This is a genomic window from Sphingobacterium sp. ML3W (assembly GCF_029542085.1).
Lineage (GTDB): Bacteria > Bacteroidota > Bacteroidia > Sphingobacteriales > Sphingobacteriaceae > Sphingobacterium.
In genome coordinates, this window is the sequence record NZ_CP107036.1 from 6,428,721 (window position 1) to 6,449,366 (window position 20,646).

Annotated in this window: 15 protein-coding genes; 9 read left to right on the plus strand and 6 right to left on the minus strand. The window is 43.0% G+C overall.

Translation table 11 applies throughout. The annotated features are described in order from the left end of the window. The first annotated feature begins 156 nt into the window (after positions 1-156). The 3 genes from OGI71_RS26590 (at position 157) to OGI71_RS26600 (ending at position 3,095) form a co-directional block, all read left to right on the plus strand. The gene (locus OGI71_RS26590) at positions 157-720 is read left to right on the plus strand and encodes a DUF4468 domain-containing protein (RefSeq protein WP_282253195.1); all 564 of its coding nucleotides are present in this window, start codon (positions 157-159) and stop codon (positions 718-720) included. A gap of 349 nt (positions 721-1,069) precedes the next feature. Continuing rightward, positions 1,070-2,467 (plus strand): Fic family protein, encoded by a 1,398-nt coding sequence (locus tag OGI71_RS26595; protein ID WP_282253196.1) that lies wholly within the window; start codon positions 1,070-1,072, stop codon positions 2,465-2,467. Positions 2,468-2,570: 103 nt separating this feature from the next. Next, entirely contained in the window at positions 2,571-3,095 is a 525-nt protein-coding gene (locus OGI71_RS26600; RefSeq protein WP_282253197.1) for a hypothetical protein, read from the plus strand. A 113-nt stretch (positions 3,096-3,208) separates the two neighbouring features. On the opposite strand, the gene OGI71_RS26605 is transcribed toward OGI71_RS26600, so the two are convergent. Further along, positions 3,209-4,123, minus strand: a complete 915-nt coding sequence (locus OGI71_RS26605; RefSeq protein WP_282253198.1) for a helix-turn-helix transcriptional regulator — start codon at positions 4,121-4,123, stop codon at positions 3,209-3,211. 72 nt (positions 4,124-4,195) lie between these two features. Continuing rightward, a complete protein-coding gene (locus OGI71_RS26610) occupies positions 4,196-5,044 on the minus strand; it encodes an SDR family NAD(P)-dependent oxidoreductase (RefSeq protein ID WP_282253199.1) in 849 nt (282 codons plus the stop codon). Positions 5,045-5,398: 354 nt separating this feature from the next. On the opposite strand from OGI71_RS26610, the gene OGI71_RS26615 reads away from it, so the two are divergent. Both OGI71_RS26615 and OGI71_RS26620 read left to right on the plus strand, forming a co-directional pair. Further along, positions 5,399-8,653, plus strand: a complete 3,255-nt coding sequence (locus OGI71_RS26615; protein WP_282253200.1) for a TonB-dependent receptor — start codon at positions 5,399-5,401, stop codon at positions 8,651-8,653. Positions 8,654-8,663: 10 nt separating this feature from the next. Then, positions 8,664-10,424, plus strand: a complete 1,761-nt coding sequence (locus tag OGI71_RS26620) for a RagB/SusD family nutrient uptake outer membrane protein (protein WP_282253201.1) — start codon at positions 8,664-8,666, stop codon at positions 10,422-10,424. Between the two features lie 143 nt (positions 10,425-10,567). Here OGI71_RS26620 and OGI71_RS26625 read toward each other — a convergent pair whose 3' ends face one another. Further along, positions 10,568-11,977, minus strand: a complete 1,410-nt coding sequence (locus OGI71_RS26625) for an alpha-L-fucosidase (RefSeq protein WP_282253202.1) — start codon at positions 11,975-11,977, stop codon at positions 10,568-10,570. A 130-nt stretch (positions 11,978-12,107) separates the two neighbouring features. On the opposite strand from OGI71_RS26625, the gene OGI71_RS26630 reads away from it, so the two are divergent. The 4 genes from OGI71_RS26630 to OGI71_RS26645 are packed head-to-tail and all read left to right on the plus strand — an operon-like array spanning position 12,108 to position 15,648. After that, positions 12,108-13,526 (plus strand): HAMP domain-containing sensor histidine kinase, encoded by a 1,419-nt coding sequence (locus OGI71_RS26630; protein WP_282253203.1) that lies wholly within the window; start codon positions 12,108-12,110, stop codon positions 13,524-13,526. After that, positions 13,495-14,205, plus strand: coding sequence for a response regulator transcription factor (locus tag OGI71_RS26635; RefSeq protein ID WP_282253204.1), 711 nt, complete (start codon positions 13,495-13,497; stop codon positions 14,203-14,205). The genes OGI71_RS26630 and OGI71_RS26635 overlap by 32 nt, the downstream gene beginning before the upstream one ends. A gap of 15 nt (positions 14,206-14,220) precedes the next feature. Continuing rightward, the gene (locus OGI71_RS26640) at positions 14,221-14,805 is read left to right on the plus strand and encodes a Crp/Fnr family transcriptional regulator (protein WP_282253205.1); all 585 of its coding nucleotides are present in this window, start codon (positions 14,221-14,223) and stop codon (positions 14,803-14,805) included. A 27-nt stretch (positions 14,806-14,832) separates the two neighbouring features. Further along, complete coding sequence (locus OGI71_RS26645; RefSeq protein ID WP_282253206.1) at positions 14,833-15,648, plus strand: AraC family transcriptional regulator; 816 nt, start codon at positions 14,833-14,835, stop codon at positions 15,646-15,648. On the opposite strand, the gene OGI71_RS26650 is transcribed toward OGI71_RS26645, so the two are convergent. From OGI71_RS26650 to OGI71_RS26660, 3 genes are all read right to left on the minus strand, one after another. Next, positions 15,649-16,773, minus strand: coding sequence for an MBL fold metallo-hydrolase (locus OGI71_RS26650; protein WP_282253207.1), 1,125 nt, complete (start codon positions 16,771-16,773; stop codon positions 15,649-15,651). Positions 16,774-17,099: 326 nt separating this feature from the next. Beyond that, positions 17,100-18,686: a sulfatase gene (locus OGI71_RS26655; protein WP_282253208.1), complete on the minus strand. Its 1,587-nt coding sequence runs from the start codon at positions 18,684-18,686 to the stop codon at positions 17,100-17,102. Between the two features lie 24 nt (positions 18,687-18,710). After that, a complete protein-coding gene (locus OGI71_RS26660; RefSeq protein WP_282253209.1) occupies positions 18,711-20,543 on the minus strand; it encodes a right-handed parallel beta-helix repeat-containing protein in 1,833 nt (610 codons plus the stop codon). Positions 20,544-20,646 lie beyond the last annotated feature (103 nt).

The window sequence follows — 20,646 nt, forward strand, 5'->3', positions numbered from 1 at the left end:
AACAGTAGCATTACTTTTCCTTTGAACAGCTTTGAAGTATAAAAGATAAAGATTAAAATGATTATTTAAATGCCCGATTAACGATTTTGGCATAATATCTGTTAATATAGTAGCGTATATTAATATAACTCTTAAATTGAGAAAAGACTACAAGTAATGACTAAGAAGTTTTTTGCCGTTTTATTGTTTTGTATCGTTACAGCAGTTGTGCAAGCACAATCAATGAAAATAACACCGAAGGATTTTGTAGATGCTAGCGATGAATCCAAAAACTATGTTGTGTTGAATTTCGCCGGTAGATCACAAAATGATCTCTATAAAGCGGCGCTAAAATATGTGAATTCATATTATAATAATCCGGAGAAAGTTACGACGAAAATAGAAGGTGAGCAGATTGTGATAGATGCCATGGAGCAGAAAGCAGTTTATACTACCTATCTGGGATCAAAAACATACTATGATTTTTATTACAAAATTACATTAGACTTCAAGGATGCGAAAATAAGACTCGCACCGAATTACAAATACTTTGAGTCACGGGGCGGGATTGAATATCCTCTGAACGGTACGAATAACTTCATGTCAAAAAATGCATTGTATGGTAGCAATGGTAAAGTGGCCCGGAAGAGTTTACAGGAGGGATTAGATGCGTTCATCAATAAGTATATTGCTGAATTCTCAAGGAGCATCAACGATAGCAAGTCCAATGACAATTGGTAGAAAAAAACCACCAAATAATATATAATGAGAGAGCCTCCGGATGGAGGCTTTTTTTTGCAGCCGGATTTATTCCCCCAGATTGTTGGATATTTTTGCTAATTTAATTATAGAAAAATATCACGTTAGTTATCATATTAGTTAGAAATAATTAATTATTCCAAAACAGAAATACGATAAAAGGTATATGGCTACTTCCTGTTCCCCCAATAGGCAAAACGACTATTATGTTTTGTCGCGATAGGAGTTTATTGCGACAAAATGGAGTAAAAAATGTCGTAATAAATCTATATTACGACATTTTTATTTGTAAATTTGTCGTAATAACTGTCGCAAATAATGCAGCTGTATTATGGGAAAACAACGAGAAATTGAACAGCAGATCTATCGGATCTTACAGACTTTAGGCAAATTTGAGCAAGGAGCTTCATTGAAGGAGATTAGGGAAGCATCTGGATTACTTATTGAGACAAGATCGCTGCAAAGGCGTCTAGAGAAATTGAAAGAGGAGGGAGCGGTATACCTATCCGGTAACATGCGCTCCACGATTTATCATCTTTCACCGCTGACGGAAAAAGGAGCTATGCTAAAGGAACCCTCATTTCCGTTTGAAAAGTCAGCAGAAATTCCCCTGTCTTTTGAGGGGGAGGAAATTAAGATGCTTGTTGGCCGCCCACTGACTGAACGGATTCCCGTTGGTTATCAGGCTGACTTTCTGCTGAACTACCGTCCCAATGTGGATAGTTATCTAAGTCATGATGAAAAACGGAAGCTTGTCGAGATCGGCCAGACAAATACGTTAAATCAACCCGCAGGAACATATGCGAGATCGGTACTGGAGAGACTGCTGATCGATCTTTCGTGGAATTCAAGTCGGCTGGAGGGAAATACCTATAGTCTATTAGATACCCAATATCTGATCTCTTTGGGTAAAAGAGCAGATCGAAAGGATGACGCTGATGCCCAGATGATTCTTAATCATAAGGAAGCCATTGAATTTCTTGTTCAGGGGGGTGAGGAGATAGATTTTAATGTCTATACAATTACCAATCTGCACGCACTGTTAGCCGATAATCTTCTTCCGGATTCTGCCGCTGCCGGTCGACTGCGTACATTTGGGGTGGGTATCACAAGATCTGTTTTTACACCATTGGCCATACCTCAGCTCATTGATGACTTGTTTAGGACATTACTGAGTAAAGCGTTGGCAATTGATGATCCATTCGAACAGGCCCTCTTTATCATGGTACAGCTGCCTTATCTGCAGCCCTTTGATGATGTCAATAAGCGCGTTTCCCGCCTGGCAGCGAATATACCTTTTAACAAATGTAATCTGTCACCATTGGCATTTGTGGATGTCCCCGAAGAATTGTATGTTAAAGGGTTGCTTGGAGTTTATGAACTTAATCGTATAGACCTGTTAAAAGATGTTTTTATATGGTCTTATAAGCGTTCGGCAATGCGTTATGCTGCCATCAAACAGTCTCTGGGAGAGCCCGACCTGTGGCGGATGCAGTATCGTGATGATATCCGACAGGTGATCCGGGAGATCATCCTTGAGTCTATGGCTCATCAACAGGCCGTCAACACCATCGCACAGTACGCTGAACGGATTGCCGAAAGCGACCGACAGAAATTTATAACGGTTGTCGATACGGAACTGTTGTCCCTACACGAAGGGAATTTTGCCCGTTTTCGCATCAAACCGTCTGAATTTACAAGATGGCAAGAAGTGTGGAAGAGAGAGTGATGTCAGAAGATCTTCTTTTAGCTGCTAGCTTTACAATTTTTTTCTAACTTTAGTAAAACAGTTTATGTTCTATACAATATAAATGCAAACGAGGTTGGTAGTTATGAAAAAGATCGAACTTATCCCGCTTGTCGGGATTGATATTGAGCATATAGGGGCAGTGGCTTTGGGCGCAGGACAGATGGAGGTGCAAGCTATTCTTGGACCGCCGTCGGATGCACTGGATGGCCAGTATTATTATGATGAGCTCGAATTGCGACTGGATTTCAATGATCATGGGCAACTCGAATTTATCGAAAGCATTAACGGACCATTTCCGGAAAAAACGGAGATCAGTATCTATGGGCTGAACCCTTTTAAGGTGGAGGCTGAGGAGCTGCTCAATATCCTGAGTGAAAAAAACAGTGGCCCCGTTGATGATTCCGAAGCGGGATACTGCTATACCTTTCTGAATAGTTCAGTTGGTGTCTGGCGACAGATGACCGAAGAGGATATCCAGGAAGACATCGAAGCAATAAAGGCTGAAGGTGAGTATGAAGATAATGTGGATATGTTGCTCGAAGACCTGGAAAAATCCAAATTCTTCTGGACAATAGGAATCGGTGTGAAAGGGTATTATTCGGGTTAATAGAACAGTGGTTAGTATCGCTTTTTGCCGTAAAGATTTAAGTATACTTAGGCTGAGAAAAAGCTAAAGTAAAACTGGTGGATGCGCATAAACTTGTTTTTTTGAGAGGAGATTTAATGAAACAGCTGCCTAAATTCAACAGGACTCTGTTGCGTAGTTTTCTTAAATACCTTGCTGAAAGATTGTGGATGCTCAAATCCAAGTTCGTAAGCGATTTCGCTGATTGACAAGGAGCTGGTGCTCAGACGAACTTTGGCATATTCAATCATTTTGTGTTGGATATGCTGCTGCGTATTTTGTTGCGTGTAGACTCGGAGGACGCTGCCTAGATAATTGGGGGATAAATTGAGCTGCTGCGCCAGAAAACTGACCGTTGGAACACCGTGCTCCCGCAATTTGTCCCGCTCAAACTGCGCTGATAGGAGTTGCTCAAATCGTGTGACAAGTTCTTGGGTTGATTTTTTTCGTGTGATAAACTGACGCTCGTAAAACCGCTCGGCATAGATCAGCAGCCGTTCGATCTGCTTGAGAATCAGTTCGCGGCTGAATTTGTCGATATTAGACTGATACTCTTTTTCGATATTCTGAAGAATATCCACGATAGTAGCTTCTTCCTTATCCGAAAGAAAAAGGGCTTCGTTGACTTCATATTGAAAGAAATCGTATGTATGGATATGCTTTGCCAATTCGCTATTCCACAAAAAATCAGGATGTACCAGGAGAATCCAGCCACTAGGCTCGGTACGGATCTCTTGATTGATCTCAACTTTTAGAAATTGTAGGGGCGAGACAAAGGTCAGTACCCCCGAATCAAAATCATATTGCTGTTGTCCATAATTAAATTTGGCGTTTACATTTCGCTTTAATCCGATCGAATAAAAGTGCTGGATCCAATTTAATTTAGTGTCATTGATCGGGTAGTGGACCTGACTATAATCTACCAGACTGATTAATGGATGTTCTGGCTTGGGCAGTCCGCAAAAGCTATGGAACTCCGAAAGGGAATGAAAGCGAAATGTATTCTCCATAATTGTAAATTTACGTATTTTATCCTTTGTTATTACGGGTTATTCTTCGATACGATCGGCTTTAAAGCGCTATTAAACGGACTGCTCAAAACCCGTGGATACCGTATAGCTTTTCCATTTTTCAATCTCGGCAGTCAAAGCATTGATTTTATTTTTAGCGAGTTCATAAGCATCTTCACCCATCAGAAAATGGAATGGTGGATTGGACATTGTACTCAATTCGATCAATAACATGGCTGCTCTTTGTGGATCATTAGCTTGATTGCCGTGAATCTGTTGTAGATGTGCGGCTTCGGTTTCCCTTGCCGAGATATAGTCTGCTATTGGATTCGCTGCGGTGTGGATGGAATTTTCAGATAGAAATTCGGTCCTGAAATAGCCTGGATAAACGAGTGTTGTATGGACGCCAAAAGGCTGCATTTCGACCGCGAGGGCTTCTGTAAAACCAGCAACGGCAAATTTAGTGGAGCAGTATACGCCGAATGCCGGAAAATTACCCACCAGGCCGCCGATGGATGCAATATTGAAAATATGTCCGGATTGTTGGCGACGGAAATAAGGTGTAATATGCCGGATGAAATTGAGCGAGCCAAAGACATTAACATCATAGTTGCGCCGTGTTTCTAGATCACTGAGTTCCTCTAGGGCACCTGTTTGCCCATATCCAGCATTGTTAACGAGGACATCGATCCTGCCGAAATAGTCAATGGCGGAAAGCACTGCCCGGTTGACATCTGCATCATTGGTGATGTCTACTTCAAGGGGCAGAAAATTTTCATGATCGCCAATTTCATCTTCTAGCGCTTGTTTTGTTCGTGAAGTCGCCACAACAAGATAATCCTGGGCGAGAAGTTCTTTTACTAAGGTTAACCCAAGCCCTTTAGAGGCACCAGTGACAAACCATACTTTTTGTGATTTCATGCGTTTTTCTGTTTTGGATAATTTGATATTACAAAGGTGATGATTTGGCGTTTTTTGGATGTAGGCAAATCGACGGATCTTGTAGTCAAATCGTGGGTAGTCTATTTTTCAACGATTGCTTTCAGCTATTTCAAGAATTTTCCATATCAAACTCTCTATTACTCCTCTGGAATGGTGAAAGATTAAATTATAACTTATGTTATCTATAAGTTTATTTTTCATTAATAAATAGTACGCTAAACCTGTTTAGTTTGGATATGTATAGGGATTAATTAAATATTTCTTAATATTAAGGTAAATTATAAACCAAGTGAAAGCGCCAATTTTGGTGCTGAATTCTAAACCAGACTAAAAATGCAGAAAACATTACTAATCAGTATGGCATTGGGTCTCTCTTATCCCACATGGGCTAATGTAGAGCGTAATTATGTCAAATTGAACAGAGAGACGCAAGCTATTGCAGTCCAGTCTACCGTGAAAGGTGTGGTAAAAGACAAAAGCGGTGCAGCTATGCCCGGTGTTACCATCACCAATTTATCCAGTCAGAAAACGACATCTACTGATGCATCGGGAATGTTTACCATCGAAGCTGCCATCGGCCAAAAGCTTAAATTAACCCGGGTGGGGTACAATGAGCAGGTCCTGATTGTCAATACAGCTCAATTACAAATTGTAATGGAGTCCAAAGATACCGAGTTGGAGGAAGTTGTCGTTGTAGGTTACGGGACGCAGAAGAAAGCCAACTTGACGGGAGCAGTAGATCAGGTCGGTTCGGAAGTATTCGAAGGCCGCGTTCTTGCTAATGCCAGTCAGATGCTACAAGGTGTTGTTCCCAACCTAAATATCATCCCGGCTGATGGTAAACCCAACCGGGCACCGAGTTTCAATATCCGCGGTACCACGTCAATCGGCCAGGGCGGAAGTGCCCTGATTTTGATCGATGGAGTAGAGGGGGATCCAGCTTCACTCAACCCCAACGATATCGAGAATGTCTCTGTACTAAAAGATGCTTCTTCAGCTGCAATCTATGGCGCAAGGGGGACTTTCGGTGTGGTATTGATTACAACTAAAAGAGCGAAGTCGGGAAAATCATCCATTAACTATTCCGGAAGCGGATCCTTTCAGAAACCAATTGCTAGACCCAAATTCGTAACGGATGGCTACGAGTATGCATCGCATTTCTTTACGGCCTATAATGCCTGGAATAATTATTCCTCTATCCCAAGCAAGCTGAATAAAACACAGATCTTTACAATGGATTGGCTCAACGAGTTCAAACGTCGCAAAGAACAGGGAATCACAGATGAAATTACAGTAGATGATAAAGGAAATTACGTTTACTACGGTAATGAAGACTATTATGATGTCTTGATCAAGGATAACACCTTTGTACAGGATCATAACCTTTCTGTAAGTGGCAATACCGAAAAGCTGGATTACTACATCTCTGGACGTGCCTATGACTATAATGGGATGTACCGTTTTAATAGTGATAAATACAAGACTTACAATACCAGGGCAAAAGCAGGCTTACAGGTAAATGACTGGTTGCGTATCGCCAATAACATTGACTATAACTATGCGAAATACCGCGACCCAACGACGGGTGGTGAGGGGGGGAATATCTGGCGTAATATTGCGGATGAAGGGCATCCATCTTCGCCGATATTCAATCCTGATGGTTCGCTTAGCTTCTCGGCAGCCTATTCTGTAGGGGATTTTATCTATGGAAAAAATAGAACCGAAAGTGAAAACAGGGATCTCCGCAATACCACTTCTTTTGAGACCAAATTTCTTAATAATACCCTTCGGATAAAAGGAGATCTGACTTTTAGAAATCGTGATTTTAATTCGACTCGTGTACGTGTGCCAGTCCCTTATAGTACTCAGGAAGGTAAGATGCTCAAGCTGGAAACAGATATGAACAACAATATTTACCAGGTAGATCAAAACTGGAAATATCTATTTGGAAACCTTTACGGCGAATACGAAAAGACAATAGGTGACCATTACGTTAAAGGTTTGCTGGGGTATAATTACGAGCAACGTGTCTATAACTCTTCCTATATCACGAAAACAGGCTTATTGACCGAAAATGTGGATAATATCAATCTGGCTCTTGGGCAAAATACAACCGCTACCGCTGGTTATAATAAGTATCGCAATGTTGGTGTATTTATGCGTGCCAATTATATTTTCAAAGATCGTTATTTATTTGAATTCAATGGGCGTTACGATGGTTCTTCCAAATTTCCAACCAACCAGCAATGGGCATTTTTCCCTTCTGCTTCTGCGGGCTGGCGCATTTCTGAGGAACCCTTCTTTACGGTAGACAAAAAGATTATTTCTGACCTGAAATTCCGCGCTTCTTACGGTTCACTGGGGAACGGTAATGTAGACCCTTATACCTACATGGATCTCTACGAAATCAAGATCATGGATCGCTTGTTGAATGGACAGAAACCTTCCTATACTATGGTACCCAAGGTTATTCCCGACAATCTGACCTGGGAGACGGCCCGTACAGCTAATTTTGGATTGGATTTTTCCTCCTTGAATGGCAAACTAACTTTTACGGGGGATCTTTACCAACGTAAAACATTGAACATGTATACCTTCAGCGTGGAATTGCCGGATATATTCGGTGCGCAATCGCCAAAAGGTAATTATGCGGATATGACAACGAAAGGCTATGAATTGAGCATTGCCTATAAAGACCGTTTTGATTGGAACAACAGCCCATTTAATTGGTCAGTAAAAGCAACTTTAGCAGACTATCGATCGACTATAGACCGCTATGAAAATAAAGCCGGTCTGTTACAGACTGATCGTTACCAAACTGACCGATATTATGAAGGACAACGACTCGGCGAGATATGGGGTTATGTTACCCAGGGACTTTTCCAAAATCAGGCGGAAATAGATGCGGCTCCGACACAAAAGGTCATCAAATCGTCCAATTCTGGTATTATCTATCCGGGCGATGTACGCTTTGCTGATCTCAATGGCGATGGGGTAATTGATTACGGAACAAATACAATCAATAGTCACGGTGATAAGACCATTATCGGTAACTACGAACCTCGTTATATCTATAGCTTCAATATCAATATGGACTGGAAAAATGTCTATTTCTCTACCTTCTTTCAAGGGGTTGGAAAACAGAATTGGTACCCAAGTAATGAGTCTATCTTTTGGGGGCAGTACAATAGACCGTATAACAATTTGCCCGAATGGCACCTCAATAATTATTGGACAGAAGACAATCCTAATGGCTATTTTCCGCGATATGCTGGTTATAACGAGTCGATTAAAGCAACACCCCAGACAAGGTACCTGCAGAATATCGCCTATATCCGGATGAAAAACATTCAGATTGGCTATAATTTCCCAAAATCTGTAACCTCTAAGCTCAAGATCAGCAGTCTGCGGGCCGGATTGTCTGGCGAGAATTTATGGACTTGGTCGCCTTTGTACAAAAAAACAAAAGATCTGGATGTGGGCAATCTCATGAAGTCTGACCCGGATATAAGTGATTCCAATAGTGGTGACGGATTTAACTATCCTGTGATGAAGAGCATTAGTTTTAATTTATCCATTGGATTATAATGTATTAAAAATGAAAAGAATCTTATTTATACCTATAATAGCACTTTTATTCAGTTCATGTGAATTGAACGAGCTACCTAAAGCATCGGCAACTGAAGAGGATATCTTCGGAACGGAGAATGGACTGAAAAATTACAGTAACTCTTTTTACCGCGATATCACTTCCAGAAGTGATGCCTTTAAAGGGGATGCCATGGCGGATTATGCTGCAGTAAACAGCTTGAATGATTTTATGGTGAAAGGTGCTTATTCTGCCGAAATCAGTACGGGCTGGAGCTGGACAGCCTTACGGAATATCAATCAGATGATCGTCAAATGTACAAGTCCCCAATTGAGCGATGCTGTCAAAAACAATTATATCGGTATCGCCCGCTTCTTTAGGGCCTGGTTCTATTACGATAAGGTGGTCCGCTTTGGTGATGTGCCTTGGGTAGATCATCCATTGACCGTTGATGAGACAGATATCCTCCATGCGCCAAGGGATTCACGCGAACTGGTGATGAAGCGTATTATGGAAGACCTGGATTTTGCCTATGCAAATATTACTGGAGACGGTGGGGACGGTACCTTAATTAATAAATGGACTGCATTGGGTTTAAAGACACGTGTGGCACTGTTTGAAGGTACGTTTAGAAAATACCACAAATTAAACTTGGCGACAACACCGGCAGATTTTTTTAAGATGGCCGCTGATGCCGGAAAGATCTTAATGGAAACGGGGCCGTATAGTCTATATGTGGCCAATGATCCCAAGATGTCACAGCGTCAATTATTTGTGAGCAACCAACCTGTGAAACAGGAAGTCATGTTTGGACTTGCTTTCAGCAAAGATCAGGCATTGATGAACGACGCCAACTGGTGGTGGACCTCAGCGACCTATGGACCTAGACTAAGTTTGGTCCGAGCGTTTATAAACAGTATTCTAAATGTTGATGGAACACCTTACACGGACCGTCCAAATTATCAGACGGAGGAATTCTATGAGGAATGTCAAAACCGTGACTACCGATTGGCACAATTGATCCGTACACCAGGGTATAAACGCGGGGGGGAGGCTGCTCCACCAAATTTTGCGAGTTATACCTATACAGGTTATCAACCGATTAAATACACCTTGGACGATCCTTACTATGACAATGGTGCCTATAATATCAATGCAGTACCTTTGATGCGTTATGCTGAAATTTTACTGAACTATGCTGAGGCAAAGCAGGAGCTTGGACAGTTGAATTTAACGGATTGGACTAAAACTATTGGCGCCTTGCGTGCAAGAGCAGGAATCACTACAGGAAATAATAGCTTGCCAACCAAGGTGGACAACTATTTGAAAAATACATTTTTTCCTGATATAAATGATCCCGTATTATTGGAAATCCGCCGTGAAAGGCAGGTTGAGCTAGCTCTGGAGGGCTTCCGTTTCAATGACTTGAAAAGATGGAAACTGGGATCCTTGATGGCCAACCTTGCTTGGACAGGGATCTATGTGCCAACATTGGAAAAACTGATGGACTTGGATCACGATGGCAAGCCGGATGTGATTTTCTATGATGGTAGTAAATCGGCTTCGTCCATTACGGCACCAAGTGGAGTGGCTAAAGTAGCGATTGGCGGAGGTAGCAAAAATTTCCAGACGATGACAACGGATAATCACCTCGAATGGTATAAGGCTGTTCCGAGAAGCTGGGAAGATAAACAATACCTCTATCCACTGCCGGCTACGGCGATTGTCAAAAATTCCAACCTCGTACAGAATCCCGGATGGACAAAATAGAAGCTTTGTTTCTAGTTAATATAAAAAGCATCTCCTTTTGAGATGCTTTTTATGTTGTTATCGGCTAGAATTGACCGTGCATTAAGTTAATAGTGGTAAACTCAGCGTTATTTGACTATTTTTTTGATTACTAATGGACCTATTTACCGCCTTTCCTGATAAACACCTACCTCATTCAGGACTACACGCTCTTTTTCGGGCCGGATACTCAAGCGTAATTTTTGCCCCAATACTTCTTCAAAGCGAAAGATCTTGATACGCCCCTGTATAATCGGACTCGCCGCAAGGGGAGTCCATTTTCCATCTTTCAAATAACTCAGACTATAGGCGGAGGGATTGTCCTTGCCTTCGGTAATGACAACGCTGTTGAAGTTTTTGCTGCGTTCAAAATCTAGTTCATACCAGATCTCCCCTTTGGTAGAGGGATTGGATACCCATGCGCTGCCGAAATTGTCATCATTAGCGAAATCCATAATACTCATATCTTCACCCCAACTGCTATTGGAAGGAAGCTGCCTAGCGATGTTATGATCCACAATCGGAGCCTGGTAACTTGGTAAAGCTTTGTAGTTGGGTGTTTTCTTGTATAGTGCTCCGATGGTTTTTAGCGCTTCCAAAGCGTTTTGATCCATCAGACCGTCGCTGTTGGGTGCGACATTGAGCATAAAGTTGCAATAGGCATCGTTGTAGGGAATGACGAATTTCTCTACGAGTTCCTTCACATCTTTTACCGGCGTCGTAGGAAAGGATGTTTTCCAGAACCAGCTTTGTTGTAGCGGCAAACAGGCCATTGCCGGCAACTTATTATGTTCTTTGGAGATAAACTGTCCCGCCCCCTGTTCGTAAGATTTGATATCTGTGTAAAATAGCGCATCCCCAGGATATTTTGCCGAATTGAGATCCATCAATAGGCACTTGGGCTGTAGGGACTTGACCAGATAATAGATGTCGTCAAAAGGGACGTCATCATACGAGATACGTGACCAAGGGGCATCCCAGCCGTCGATTACCAAAGCATCTATCTCACCATATTGCGTCAACAATTCGGTCAGCTGATCTTTGATCAACTGGATGTGGGTTTTGGTGATGGTATGTGGACGTATCCCCTGATGTATGTCCAGGATGGAATAATAGAGCATGACACGCAGACCATTTTTACGGAAGGCTTCTGTAAATTCCTTGACTACATCGCGGTGCAATGGAGTGTTCATCACATTGTAATCGGTGGTTTTTGTGTTCCAGATCGGAAAACCGCTGTGATGTTTTGTCGTTAGACAACCATAGGTCATGTTGGCCGACTTGGCTGCCTTGGCCCATTGGCCGGCATTGAGCTTTGGGGATTTGAAAAGCTCAAGTGGTGCATTTGGATCGGACCAATCCTGCTCCATAAAGGTGGGCATGCCATAATGAATAAACATTCCGAACCCCAGATTGACAAAATCAAGCTGGCTCTGTTCAAGTACTTTCTTTGAGAAATTTGACTGTGCATATACGATATTGCTCAGCAACAGGTAACATAAGCCGTAAAGTAAGGTCTGTGAAATTTTGGACATAATTTGCTAATTTGTTAGCTAGTAAAGATACGGTGCAATAGCATACACTGTGCTTAACGGAAACCTAACGAATGCCTAATAAAAGGTTAATAGCTATTCCGAATAGATAAATAGATGTTATTTTTAACAGATGAACAGCGCCGATAGAAATATATACCCTTGGGCATTTGGTACCAGCTTCCTAATCCTGACTGTACTAATCGGCTTTCTGATATTTAAGACCTATCAGCTCGAAGACAAGAACTATCAGATCGGACAGCTCAATTTGGTCCAGAATGCCTATGGTACAGCCATTATGGATGACAAGATCTTTCCGGGAGGAGATGCCGTATTTCAAACGGAACTGGTGCCTTACCTGAACACCTGGTTTAAGAAAGTGACAGATAAGTCGCCCGATGCAGTACAGTATGGTGAGACCCGAATGGAATTATTTCTTAAAACTATGCGTACGAAACAGTCCTTGGACAGTATCTTTAAGCAAATCGTACAGCAACAACAGCTCGATCCTACACTCATTTACATGTTCCATTTCGATAAGTTGGAACTTTACAACGTAAAAGACAGCACATGGAAGACCTTTTATGAAAGCTCCAGCGACAATCGAGCGGGCGCTATCAGTGGCTCGCTCAGGAAGACCTCGCTCAACAATAGGGTATTCCAGCTGGCGGTCAGTGATAAGGAGCCCATACCTTATCGCTTTACCTATAGTCTCTATGTGGATTATGAAAACCGGAACTGGCGGATTATTCAGCAAATGGCACCCGTATTTTTGCTTTCCTTGGCCTGTATTGCTGTTATCGTACTGCTGAGTTTTCGAACATACAAAAACTGGGTCAACCAACGTAAGCTGGCCGATCTGAAAACGAGTTTCTTAAACCACATGCGGCATGAATTTAATACTCCTTTGACAACAATCCTGGTCAGTGCACATAGCTTGATCGACAGGGACGCTAGTCTGGATAATAAAGAAGTGATACAATTGGGACGGATTGTGGAACGACAGGCTAAAAGGCTCCGCGATTATTTTGAGCAGGTAATGGGATCTGTTGCATTACAAGAACAGCAGGCTAAAATCATACAGGCCCCTGTCGACTTATTGACAACGGAGATCCTGGATGAATTGTGTCTTCGTTATCAAGGGGAGATTGAAATTGAATATGTGCCACTGGAGCCTGGGATTTCACTACAGCTGGATGAATCCTACTATTTTTCTATTTTGGATAATATGGTCTCCAATGCCATCAAATTTAACGATCAGGTCCACAAGACTATTCGATTGACTTGGGAGAAGCGGGCAGATGTATATTGTCTTAAAATCGAGGACAATGGAAGTGGGATTGCCCCGTCGGACCGGGACGCGCTGTTTACAGCATTCTATCGTGGACAGTCTTCGGTTGGCAAGCCAGGGCTTGGATTGGGATTATACTATGTGAAATCTTGTTTGGATCGGTTGGGATGGACAATTCGCATCGAAAACAGCCTAAGTGGCGGTACTATTTTTTATATTTACATGGACAATGGGTCTTTCAATAGCAAAAAACAGGATTGATATTCTTTTGATCGAAGATGAACCTGATCTGGGGGAGGTTTTCTCGCGCTATCTCCGGTACAAGGGATTTACGGTGATATGGGAATGTACTGCCAAAGGAGGGTTGGAAACCCTTCGGGAATACATCGCCAAATTGGTGATTATCGATGTGCAATTACCGGATGGAAATGGTTTCGATCTGGCCCAGGAGATCTTGCGGCTTAGAGCCGGGCAGCCGATTTTCTTTTTGACGGCCCTGCATGAGCGTACATCGCGTCTAAAGGGACTCTCGTTGGGTGCAGTTGATTATATCGCCAAACCCTTTGACATGGATGAAATATTGCTCAAGATCCGCAATTTATTGGCTGTGGCCTCGGCTCCCGAAATAGCGCCCGAACGTAGGCTACAGATCGGTCAGCTGTCGCTGGATATGGAGCGCCATAGCTTGACTGATAGGCAGGGCAAAGCGCAAAAGTTGACTGTCCGCGAAGCGGAATTATTGCGCCATCTGATTCTTAATAAAAACTTATTGGTCAATAAGAAGGATCTCTTATTGTTATTTTGGGGAAATACGGACTTCTTTAATGGTAAAAGCCTAGAGGTTTTTATCTCACGTATCCGTAAATTGCTCCAGCTCGATAATAAACTCCATATTGAAAGTATCTATGGTGCGGGTTATATTTTACACGAAAATAATTAGGCTTAACGAATTGCTATGCTATACGAAAATATCCTTAGGAATGTATCAAAGTGCATAACCTTGACAGATGAGGAGACTGAACGGTTCACCGATCTGCTGACCTTACGGAAGGAACCCAAGAAAACGATGCTTCTGCAGGAGGGGGAAGTCTGCCAGTTTGAGGGATATCTTCAGAAAGGCTGTGTACGTATTTTTTATCTTGATGAAAATGGTTTTGAGGTGACCTTGGCCTTTGCGGTCGAAGACTGGTGGATCAGTGATATCGCCTCCTTTCATTACCATACACCTTCGAGTCTGTATATGGAAACATTGGAAGAATGTGAATTTTTGATGCTGACACCTGAGACTAAAGAGAAATTACTGGAGACAATACCGAAATTTGAACGTGTCTTTCGTATGTTGGTACAACGTAGACTTGCGGTATTGCAAAATAGACTGATCCATACCATGGCGAAACCTGCGGCTGAACGCTATCTTGAATTTATCGACTTGTATCCCACAATATCACAACGGGTACCGCAATATTATATCGCGTCTTACCTCGGTGTTTCGCCCGAATTTGTCAGTATCATCCGCAAGCGGCTCGCCGCAAAAAAGTAGTTGTCAACCTATCAAAGAAAAGTGATTATGAGTATCGAAGAAAAAGATTTTGGAAAGGCTTTTTTGTATTCTTGTTACGTAGATAAGGCCTTTGGTCATGAACAGTTTATTCCCGAACATGTGGTGATGTTCCAGATATCCGGGGAAACACACTTTGACCATGAAAAGGGAAAGCTGGTGACAAAGGAAGGGCAGCTACTGATTGCCCGAAGAAATCAATTGGCAAAGGCATTCAAATACCCATCGAAAAATGCGGACTATCAGTCTATCGCAATCTTGCTCCACACCGACCGGCTCAAGAAGTATGCGTTGGATCATCAGCTCTCTTCGGATAAAAAGCAGTCGGCAGACACCAATATTCTCCTTGAAGGCGATGCGTTTATCAAAAGTTATTTTGAGTCGCTAGCACCCTATGCGGAAGCTTCGGATCGAGTCAGCCCGCAAATGGAGACTATCAAAATATACGAATTGACCACTTTACTATTGGAAAGATATCCCTCGTTAAAGGATTTGCTGTTTGATTTCTCCGAACCCTTTAAGATTGACCTGGAGGAATTTATGTTAAAAAATTATAAGTATAATGTTCCTTTGGAGAATTTTGCCAAATTATCCGGTCGTAGCCTGGCGAGTTTTAAACGTGATTTTGAAAAAATATTCCGCACCTCGCCCCGGAAATGGCTACAGGAGAAACGTCTTTCCGAGGCGTACTATCTGATTGAGAATAAGCGGAAAAGACCCGTGGATATTTACCTTGATCTTGGTTTTGAAAACCTCTCTCATTTTTATGCTTCCTTCAAAGAGAAATTTGGAATAACGCCGGCGACAATTAATTCCATTGCTTAATCAGTTTTTCCACCAGTAGTTGGGGCCATTGTGGGTATCATCCAGATCAACTACTTCACCGATACGGGGGGTAAGCAGGGCTTGTTGCTGTTTGGATGCTTCTTTGGAAATACGCTCCAAGGGTTCGTACCAGGCATGGTTGGCAAGGACAAATTTGGAGGAGTGAACAGGTAATAATTTTGCGGCCTGTAAATCTTTTGCCGCCTGTACCACTTCTTCGGGCATCATGTGGATGTATTTCCAACTCAGGTCATATTGTCCATTTTCGAGTATGGCCAAATCAAATGGGCCTAGTTTATCGCCGATTTCTTTAAAATGGCTGTCATAACCACTGTCTCCACCCAGGTACAGTTTCAGGCTCGGCGTCTCCAAGACATAGGAGGCCCAAAGTGTATTGGCCGACCAAATGCTGCGACCTGAAAAGTGTCTTGCCGGTGTGACCGTTACATGAAATCCATTTCCTAGATCCACCTGATCCCACCAATCTTTTTCGATAATCTGATCGTTGCGGTAGCCCCAATACTCCAAATGTTCACCTACACCAAGTCCAACGATTATCTTGCCGACTCGGGGTTGCAGTGCTTTGAGTGTTTTGTAATCCATATGATCGTAGTGATCATGGGAAATAAATAGGTAATCGATGGCCGGAAGTGCATCCGCTGTTGTTACATTAGTGCCCGCAAAGGCTTTGCCACTGCCCGGTATAGGCGATATGCTGCCGCTTAGTACCGGATCGACAAGGATAGTTTTCCCGTCGGCACGCAACAGATAGGAGGAGTGCCCCAGCCAAACCAAACCATGGGATCTGGTAAAAAGACTGTCCCAATTGACTGGAACCGAAGGGATCTTATGTTTGGGACTGGTCTCAGCTGATCGTTTGAAGAAATAATCGGAAAGGGCTACCGTCCAGCTTTGTGTCAGCTGTGGTGTTGGGCTGCTGTTGCGAAATTTTCCATCCTTGAATTGCTTCGATTGTTCGATACGTTTAAGCCTTTCGCCTGAGGGTCTTTTGCCAAATTGGGGATGCATCATATAGCTGCTGATTAATCCGATGAGAACAACAAGCGTTAGGGCTGACCATTTCAAAAATCGGAAGAAACCTGTGGCTTTGTGCTTTGTTTTCATCTTTACTTGTTTTACAATACAAAAATAGGTAGCCGAGCCATCTTTTGTTTTTGTGTAAAGCTCAATTTTAATGTTCTGTACGGCTCATGATCCTCCGTATGGGTATACTACGTTTTTCAAGATTAAGTCACTGTAGATCTATCAGCTGGTTACAGAAGCTGATGAACTCGAGCTGATGGGGTTTTCTGGCTATCTGATATCCTTATCCTTCTTAATGATATATCAGTTTCATAAGATTTAAAATAAAAGCCTTTGTGATCTGATCGCAAAGGCTTTGTATAAAGATTGACGCCAACTAAAAAAAACTATTTTGTTGACCATAAAAGCTATTGGTTAATAGGTTTGAGCTGATCGGGATAGGGGATCTGTTGTCCAGTAGTTTTGTAGGTCGGCAACTGAGCTTTCCATGTCCGCAGCTGATTGGAAAGTAGCTTGCTGAGCTCGCTGGTTTTCCCTTTCATTTTGGGAGCAAGGTTATTCAGTTCACCGATATCATCCTGAAGGTTATAGAGTTCCAGTTTCCCCTGTTTCATATCGTAAAGTAACTTATAGTCACCTTGGCGTACAGCGGAGAAGAAATTGATACCTGGACCATCGGGAACAGTCCATTTATTGGGGACATTCCAGATAAGGGGGCGACTATTCCAACTTTCGTCGTTCTTCCCCGTTAGCAGGTCTGTCAGGTCCTTGCCGTCTGGTTCTTGCTGTACAAGTTGATACGCTTTTACTTTTGCCATTTGGAGTATCGTCGGAAATAGATCTTCGACCATGACCGGTGCCGAGGTGCTGCTCCCGCTATGTCCGCTGGCCTGTTTAATTAGCAGTGGAATACGGATGCCACCTTCGTAAAGAGAGCCTTTACCGGCCTTCAGTGGCAGATTTTGGGTATGGGGATCACCCGAACGTGGCGGGCTGAGACTGAGTCCGCCATTATCGCTCAAAAAGATAATCACTGTATTATCGTATATACCTTTGTCTTTTAAAAACTGAATAATATCACCCATACTTTTGTCATAGCCTTCCACTAAAGAAGCGTAGGCGGCTTCGGTAGAATCCAGACCACGGTCAAGGTATCGCTGTACAAACCGTGGATCGGGCTGAATCGGGACATGGACAGCATAGTTGGAGAAATGAAGGAAAAAGGGTTCTTTGCGGCGAATAGGTTCGGCAAGTGCTTTCAATGCTTCCTGCGTCAATGCTTCGGTCAGAAAAGTGGATGTACCATGATACTCCATCAGATCCGGAACGGCTTGATAGCTTGCCTTGCCCGGAAGATTTCCGTAGTTCTGCTCCCCATAGTAGTTTTGTGGATGCCCGGCCGAATGGCCAGCTACGTTGACCATAAAACCCAAATTGAGCGGACTGGCGCCCGGAGTACCAGCTGATCCCCAATGGGCTTTACCGATATGGATGGTATAATAACCGTTGGCCTTGAGAATACTTGGAAATGGCGTAGCATAGACCGTGTGGGGAATATTGGGTACGGGGCTCAATCCATTGATATTCCAGTCCGGCGGATTCAATAACTCATCCTTACTATCTGTGGGTGTATTGGCTTTGGGACTTGTCCAGTTTGTGACCCGGTGATGTGCTGCATTTAAACCTGTTAGAAAGCTCACACGCGAAGGTGTACACACCGGTGTCGCATAAGCATTGGTAAACTTGACGGCATCTTTGGCCAGTGATTCGATATGTGGCGTATGAAACTTCTCGTTAATAGCTGTTTTGGCAGTATAAAATGGTTCGGACATGTCCTGCCAACCCAGGTCATCGACAAAGAATACCACAATATTGGGGCGTTCGATTGTTCGCCGTTCCTGCGTGCGGCTGACGCTCTGGGCATGGATCCCCGATCCTATACTGCTGCATAGCAACGATAAGATCAATAATTTGTTGTTTCTGAAGGATAACATAGCGACAAATGGTTTGCTACTGATCTAATTTGTTAACTCACTTTTCTTGCCATCAATGGTGTTGTTTGAAATTTCACTGTGCGTAACACGTTCGAAGAATACGTTTTTTTTGTTCCAATGGAAAGCTGGATAGGCTTTATTTGTCTTGATTCGATTGCCGCGAAAAACAAGACCGTCAACCGACTTTGCATAAAGTATGGGCTTATCAAAGGTCTCAAAAAGATTGTCTTCAATGACAATACCGCTATGAAAATACTTCTGTTGATTTTTAAGATCCGGAATTTCAGGATAGATCGAGATAATCGCATTGGTAAACTGGAACATATTGGTTAGGGCATTGATAAATGTATTGTGTCTGATCACAATGTCATGACAGCTGCCGGTTTCATACCAGCCGTTGGCGTCGCCACAGAGCAGGATCGCGGTGCCGGAGGTGTGGTCAAAGAGATTTCTTTCGACAAGGGTTTTTCTAGGCGTGCTGAACAATGCACCACGTGCACGATTGTGACGAATGGTATTGCCACTGAAAACCACACGTGGCGTCCAGCTCAGATTTTCAACACCAATAGCTGTTTTCGCTGGGTCGATCGCTGGATCAAGAGGCTTTTTAAACGTAATCTTAAATTCACGGATCGGATCATCTGCTTTATCCCGCAAGATGTGAATGGATTGAATCTGGTTTTTCTGATCCCAAAGTTCCATTGTGCCTGACCGGATAAACTGGACGGTATCGCCGGCATCGCCCCAGTCGAATCCGTAGGATTGGTCGTGCATATAACGGCCGACCAGTGTTTTATCATCCAGTCGCTTGGTGATTTTGAGGTAAGTACCGTGGATGTTGATCGCGTCGTCCATCATATTTTCATACAGCCCATTTTTGGAGAGGATGACACCTTTACAACCTGAAAAATGGGTCGCGTCAGCTTGTGCGGTAAAATACCGGGGATCTTGGCCACCGCGCAGTGCCACTTGGAATCTGTCGAGGCTGATATTTTCGGTGAGCTGAGCCAATAAGCCCATGCCTTCCGCATAATGCACGCTGATATTTTCAAGTCGAATATCTTTTCCTTTATGGACAAAAACACCGGGGCTGGGACGATGCCACGCACGCATAGCCACGACGGTACCCGGAATAAGCTTTGGATTTTTCCATTGCTCGGCTTGGATAACACCCGGCGAAAGCTCGGTTACTCTTTTTGTTCCTACCCCAATATCACTGGTATTGTAAACAATGCGTTTGGTTTTTTCCTCAAAGGCGATTCCGGATGTTGGACGCATGGCCCAACCTTCGCCGGTATTGTAAAATACACTGTCTTTGATTGTATAAGTCACCCAGGGAGCTGTTTTGTAAACGATTGTACCATTGATTGTGTCGTTCTTCAGGATCTGGACCTGACAGATCTGTGGACGTTCAAAATCAATATGGATATTTTTAAGGGTCAGGTTTTTATTTTCGATCAAGGCAATCGGTAACATCCGACCATGGTAGATGAAATCGGAGCCTTGGCCATCGACTGTGAGGTTGTTGCATTGTTCGAATGCGATACCCACTGTCTTGGGATTGTCCTGATCGTGGTTGGAAATATAGTATGTTCGTGATAATGCGCCCTCGGGATAAAAGTCGTAGCGCCCTTTTCTGAATTTTAAAACAAGAGCCTGTTTTTTATCGGTCTTTCCGAGAATTGTCTGAAGGACTTTATTGATTGCTGCGGAGCTGTTGGTCCCGGTATTTGGAAGGATACCATAGTCGGAAAGATAAACGACCTTGGGGACTTGTGAAGCAATGCTGTTCAGGTAAAAGGATGTTGCCAGTAAAATAATCAGTGTTGATCGGATCCAGCAGGTGGGTATTTTCATATTGATTGTTGGTTTATGTGCTATTGAAGCCAATTGGATAATGCTTGCCGAATATAGGTATTATCACTTAACATGCAAATTTTCATCCTGATATTTCATCAAA

Excerpts from the sequence above, each read along its gene's own strand:
- OGI71_RS26590 (WP_282253195.1), top strand. The coding sequence starts at position 157 with ATGACTAAGAAGTTTTTTGCCGTTTTATTGTTTTGTATCGTTACAGCA.
- OGI71_RS26595 (WP_282253196.1), top strand. The coding sequence starts at position 1,070 with ATGGGAAAACAACGAGAAATTGAACAGCAGATCTATCGGATCTTACAG.
- OGI71_RS26600 (WP_282253197.1), top strand. The coding sequence starts at position 2,571 with ATGAAAAAGATCGAACTTATCCCGCTTGTCGGGATTGATATTGAGCAT.
- OGI71_RS26605 (WP_282253198.1), bottom strand. The coding sequence starts at position 4,123 with ATGGAGAATACATTTCGCTTTCATTCCCTTTCGGAGTTCCATAGCTTT.
- OGI71_RS26610 (WP_282253199.1), bottom strand. The coding sequence starts at position 5,044 with ATGAAATCACAAAAAGTATGGTTTGTCACTGGTGCCTCTAAAGGGCTT.
- OGI71_RS26615 (WP_282253200.1), top strand. The coding sequence starts at position 5,399 with ATGCAGAAAACATTACTAATCAGTATGGCATTGGGTCTCTCTTATCCC.
- OGI71_RS26620 (WP_282253201.1), top strand. The coding sequence starts at position 8,664 with ATGAAAAGAATCTTATTTATACCTATAATAGCACTTTTATTCAGTTCA.
- OGI71_RS26625 (WP_282253202.1), bottom strand. The coding sequence starts at position 11,977 with ATGTCCAAAATTTCACAGACCTTACTTTACGGCTTATGTTACCTGTTG.
- OGI71_RS26630 (WP_282253203.1), top strand. The coding sequence starts at position 12,108 with ATGAACAGCGCCGATAGAAATATATACCCTTGGGCATTTGGTACCAGC.
- OGI71_RS26635 (WP_282253204.1), top strand. The coding sequence starts at position 13,495 with ATGGGTCTTTCAATAGCAAAAAACAGGATTGATATTCTTTTGATCGAA.
- OGI71_RS26640 (WP_282253205.1), top strand. The coding sequence starts at position 14,221 with ATGCTATACGAAAATATCCTTAGGAATGTATCAAAGTGCATAACCTTG.
- OGI71_RS26645 (WP_282253206.1), top strand. The coding sequence starts at position 14,833 with ATGAGTATCGAAGAAAAAGATTTTGGAAAGGCTTTTTTGTATTCTTGT.
- OGI71_RS26650 (WP_282253207.1), bottom strand. The coding sequence starts at position 16,773 with ATGAAAACAAAGCACAAAGCCACAGGTTTCTTCCGATTTTTGAAATGG.
- OGI71_RS26655 (WP_282253208.1), bottom strand. The coding sequence starts at position 18,686 with ATGTTATCCTTCAGAAACAACAAATTATTGATCTTATCGTTGCTATGC.
- OGI71_RS26660 (WP_282253209.1), bottom strand. The coding sequence starts at position 20,543 with ATGAAAATACCCACCTGCTGGATCCGATCAACACTGATTATTTTACTG.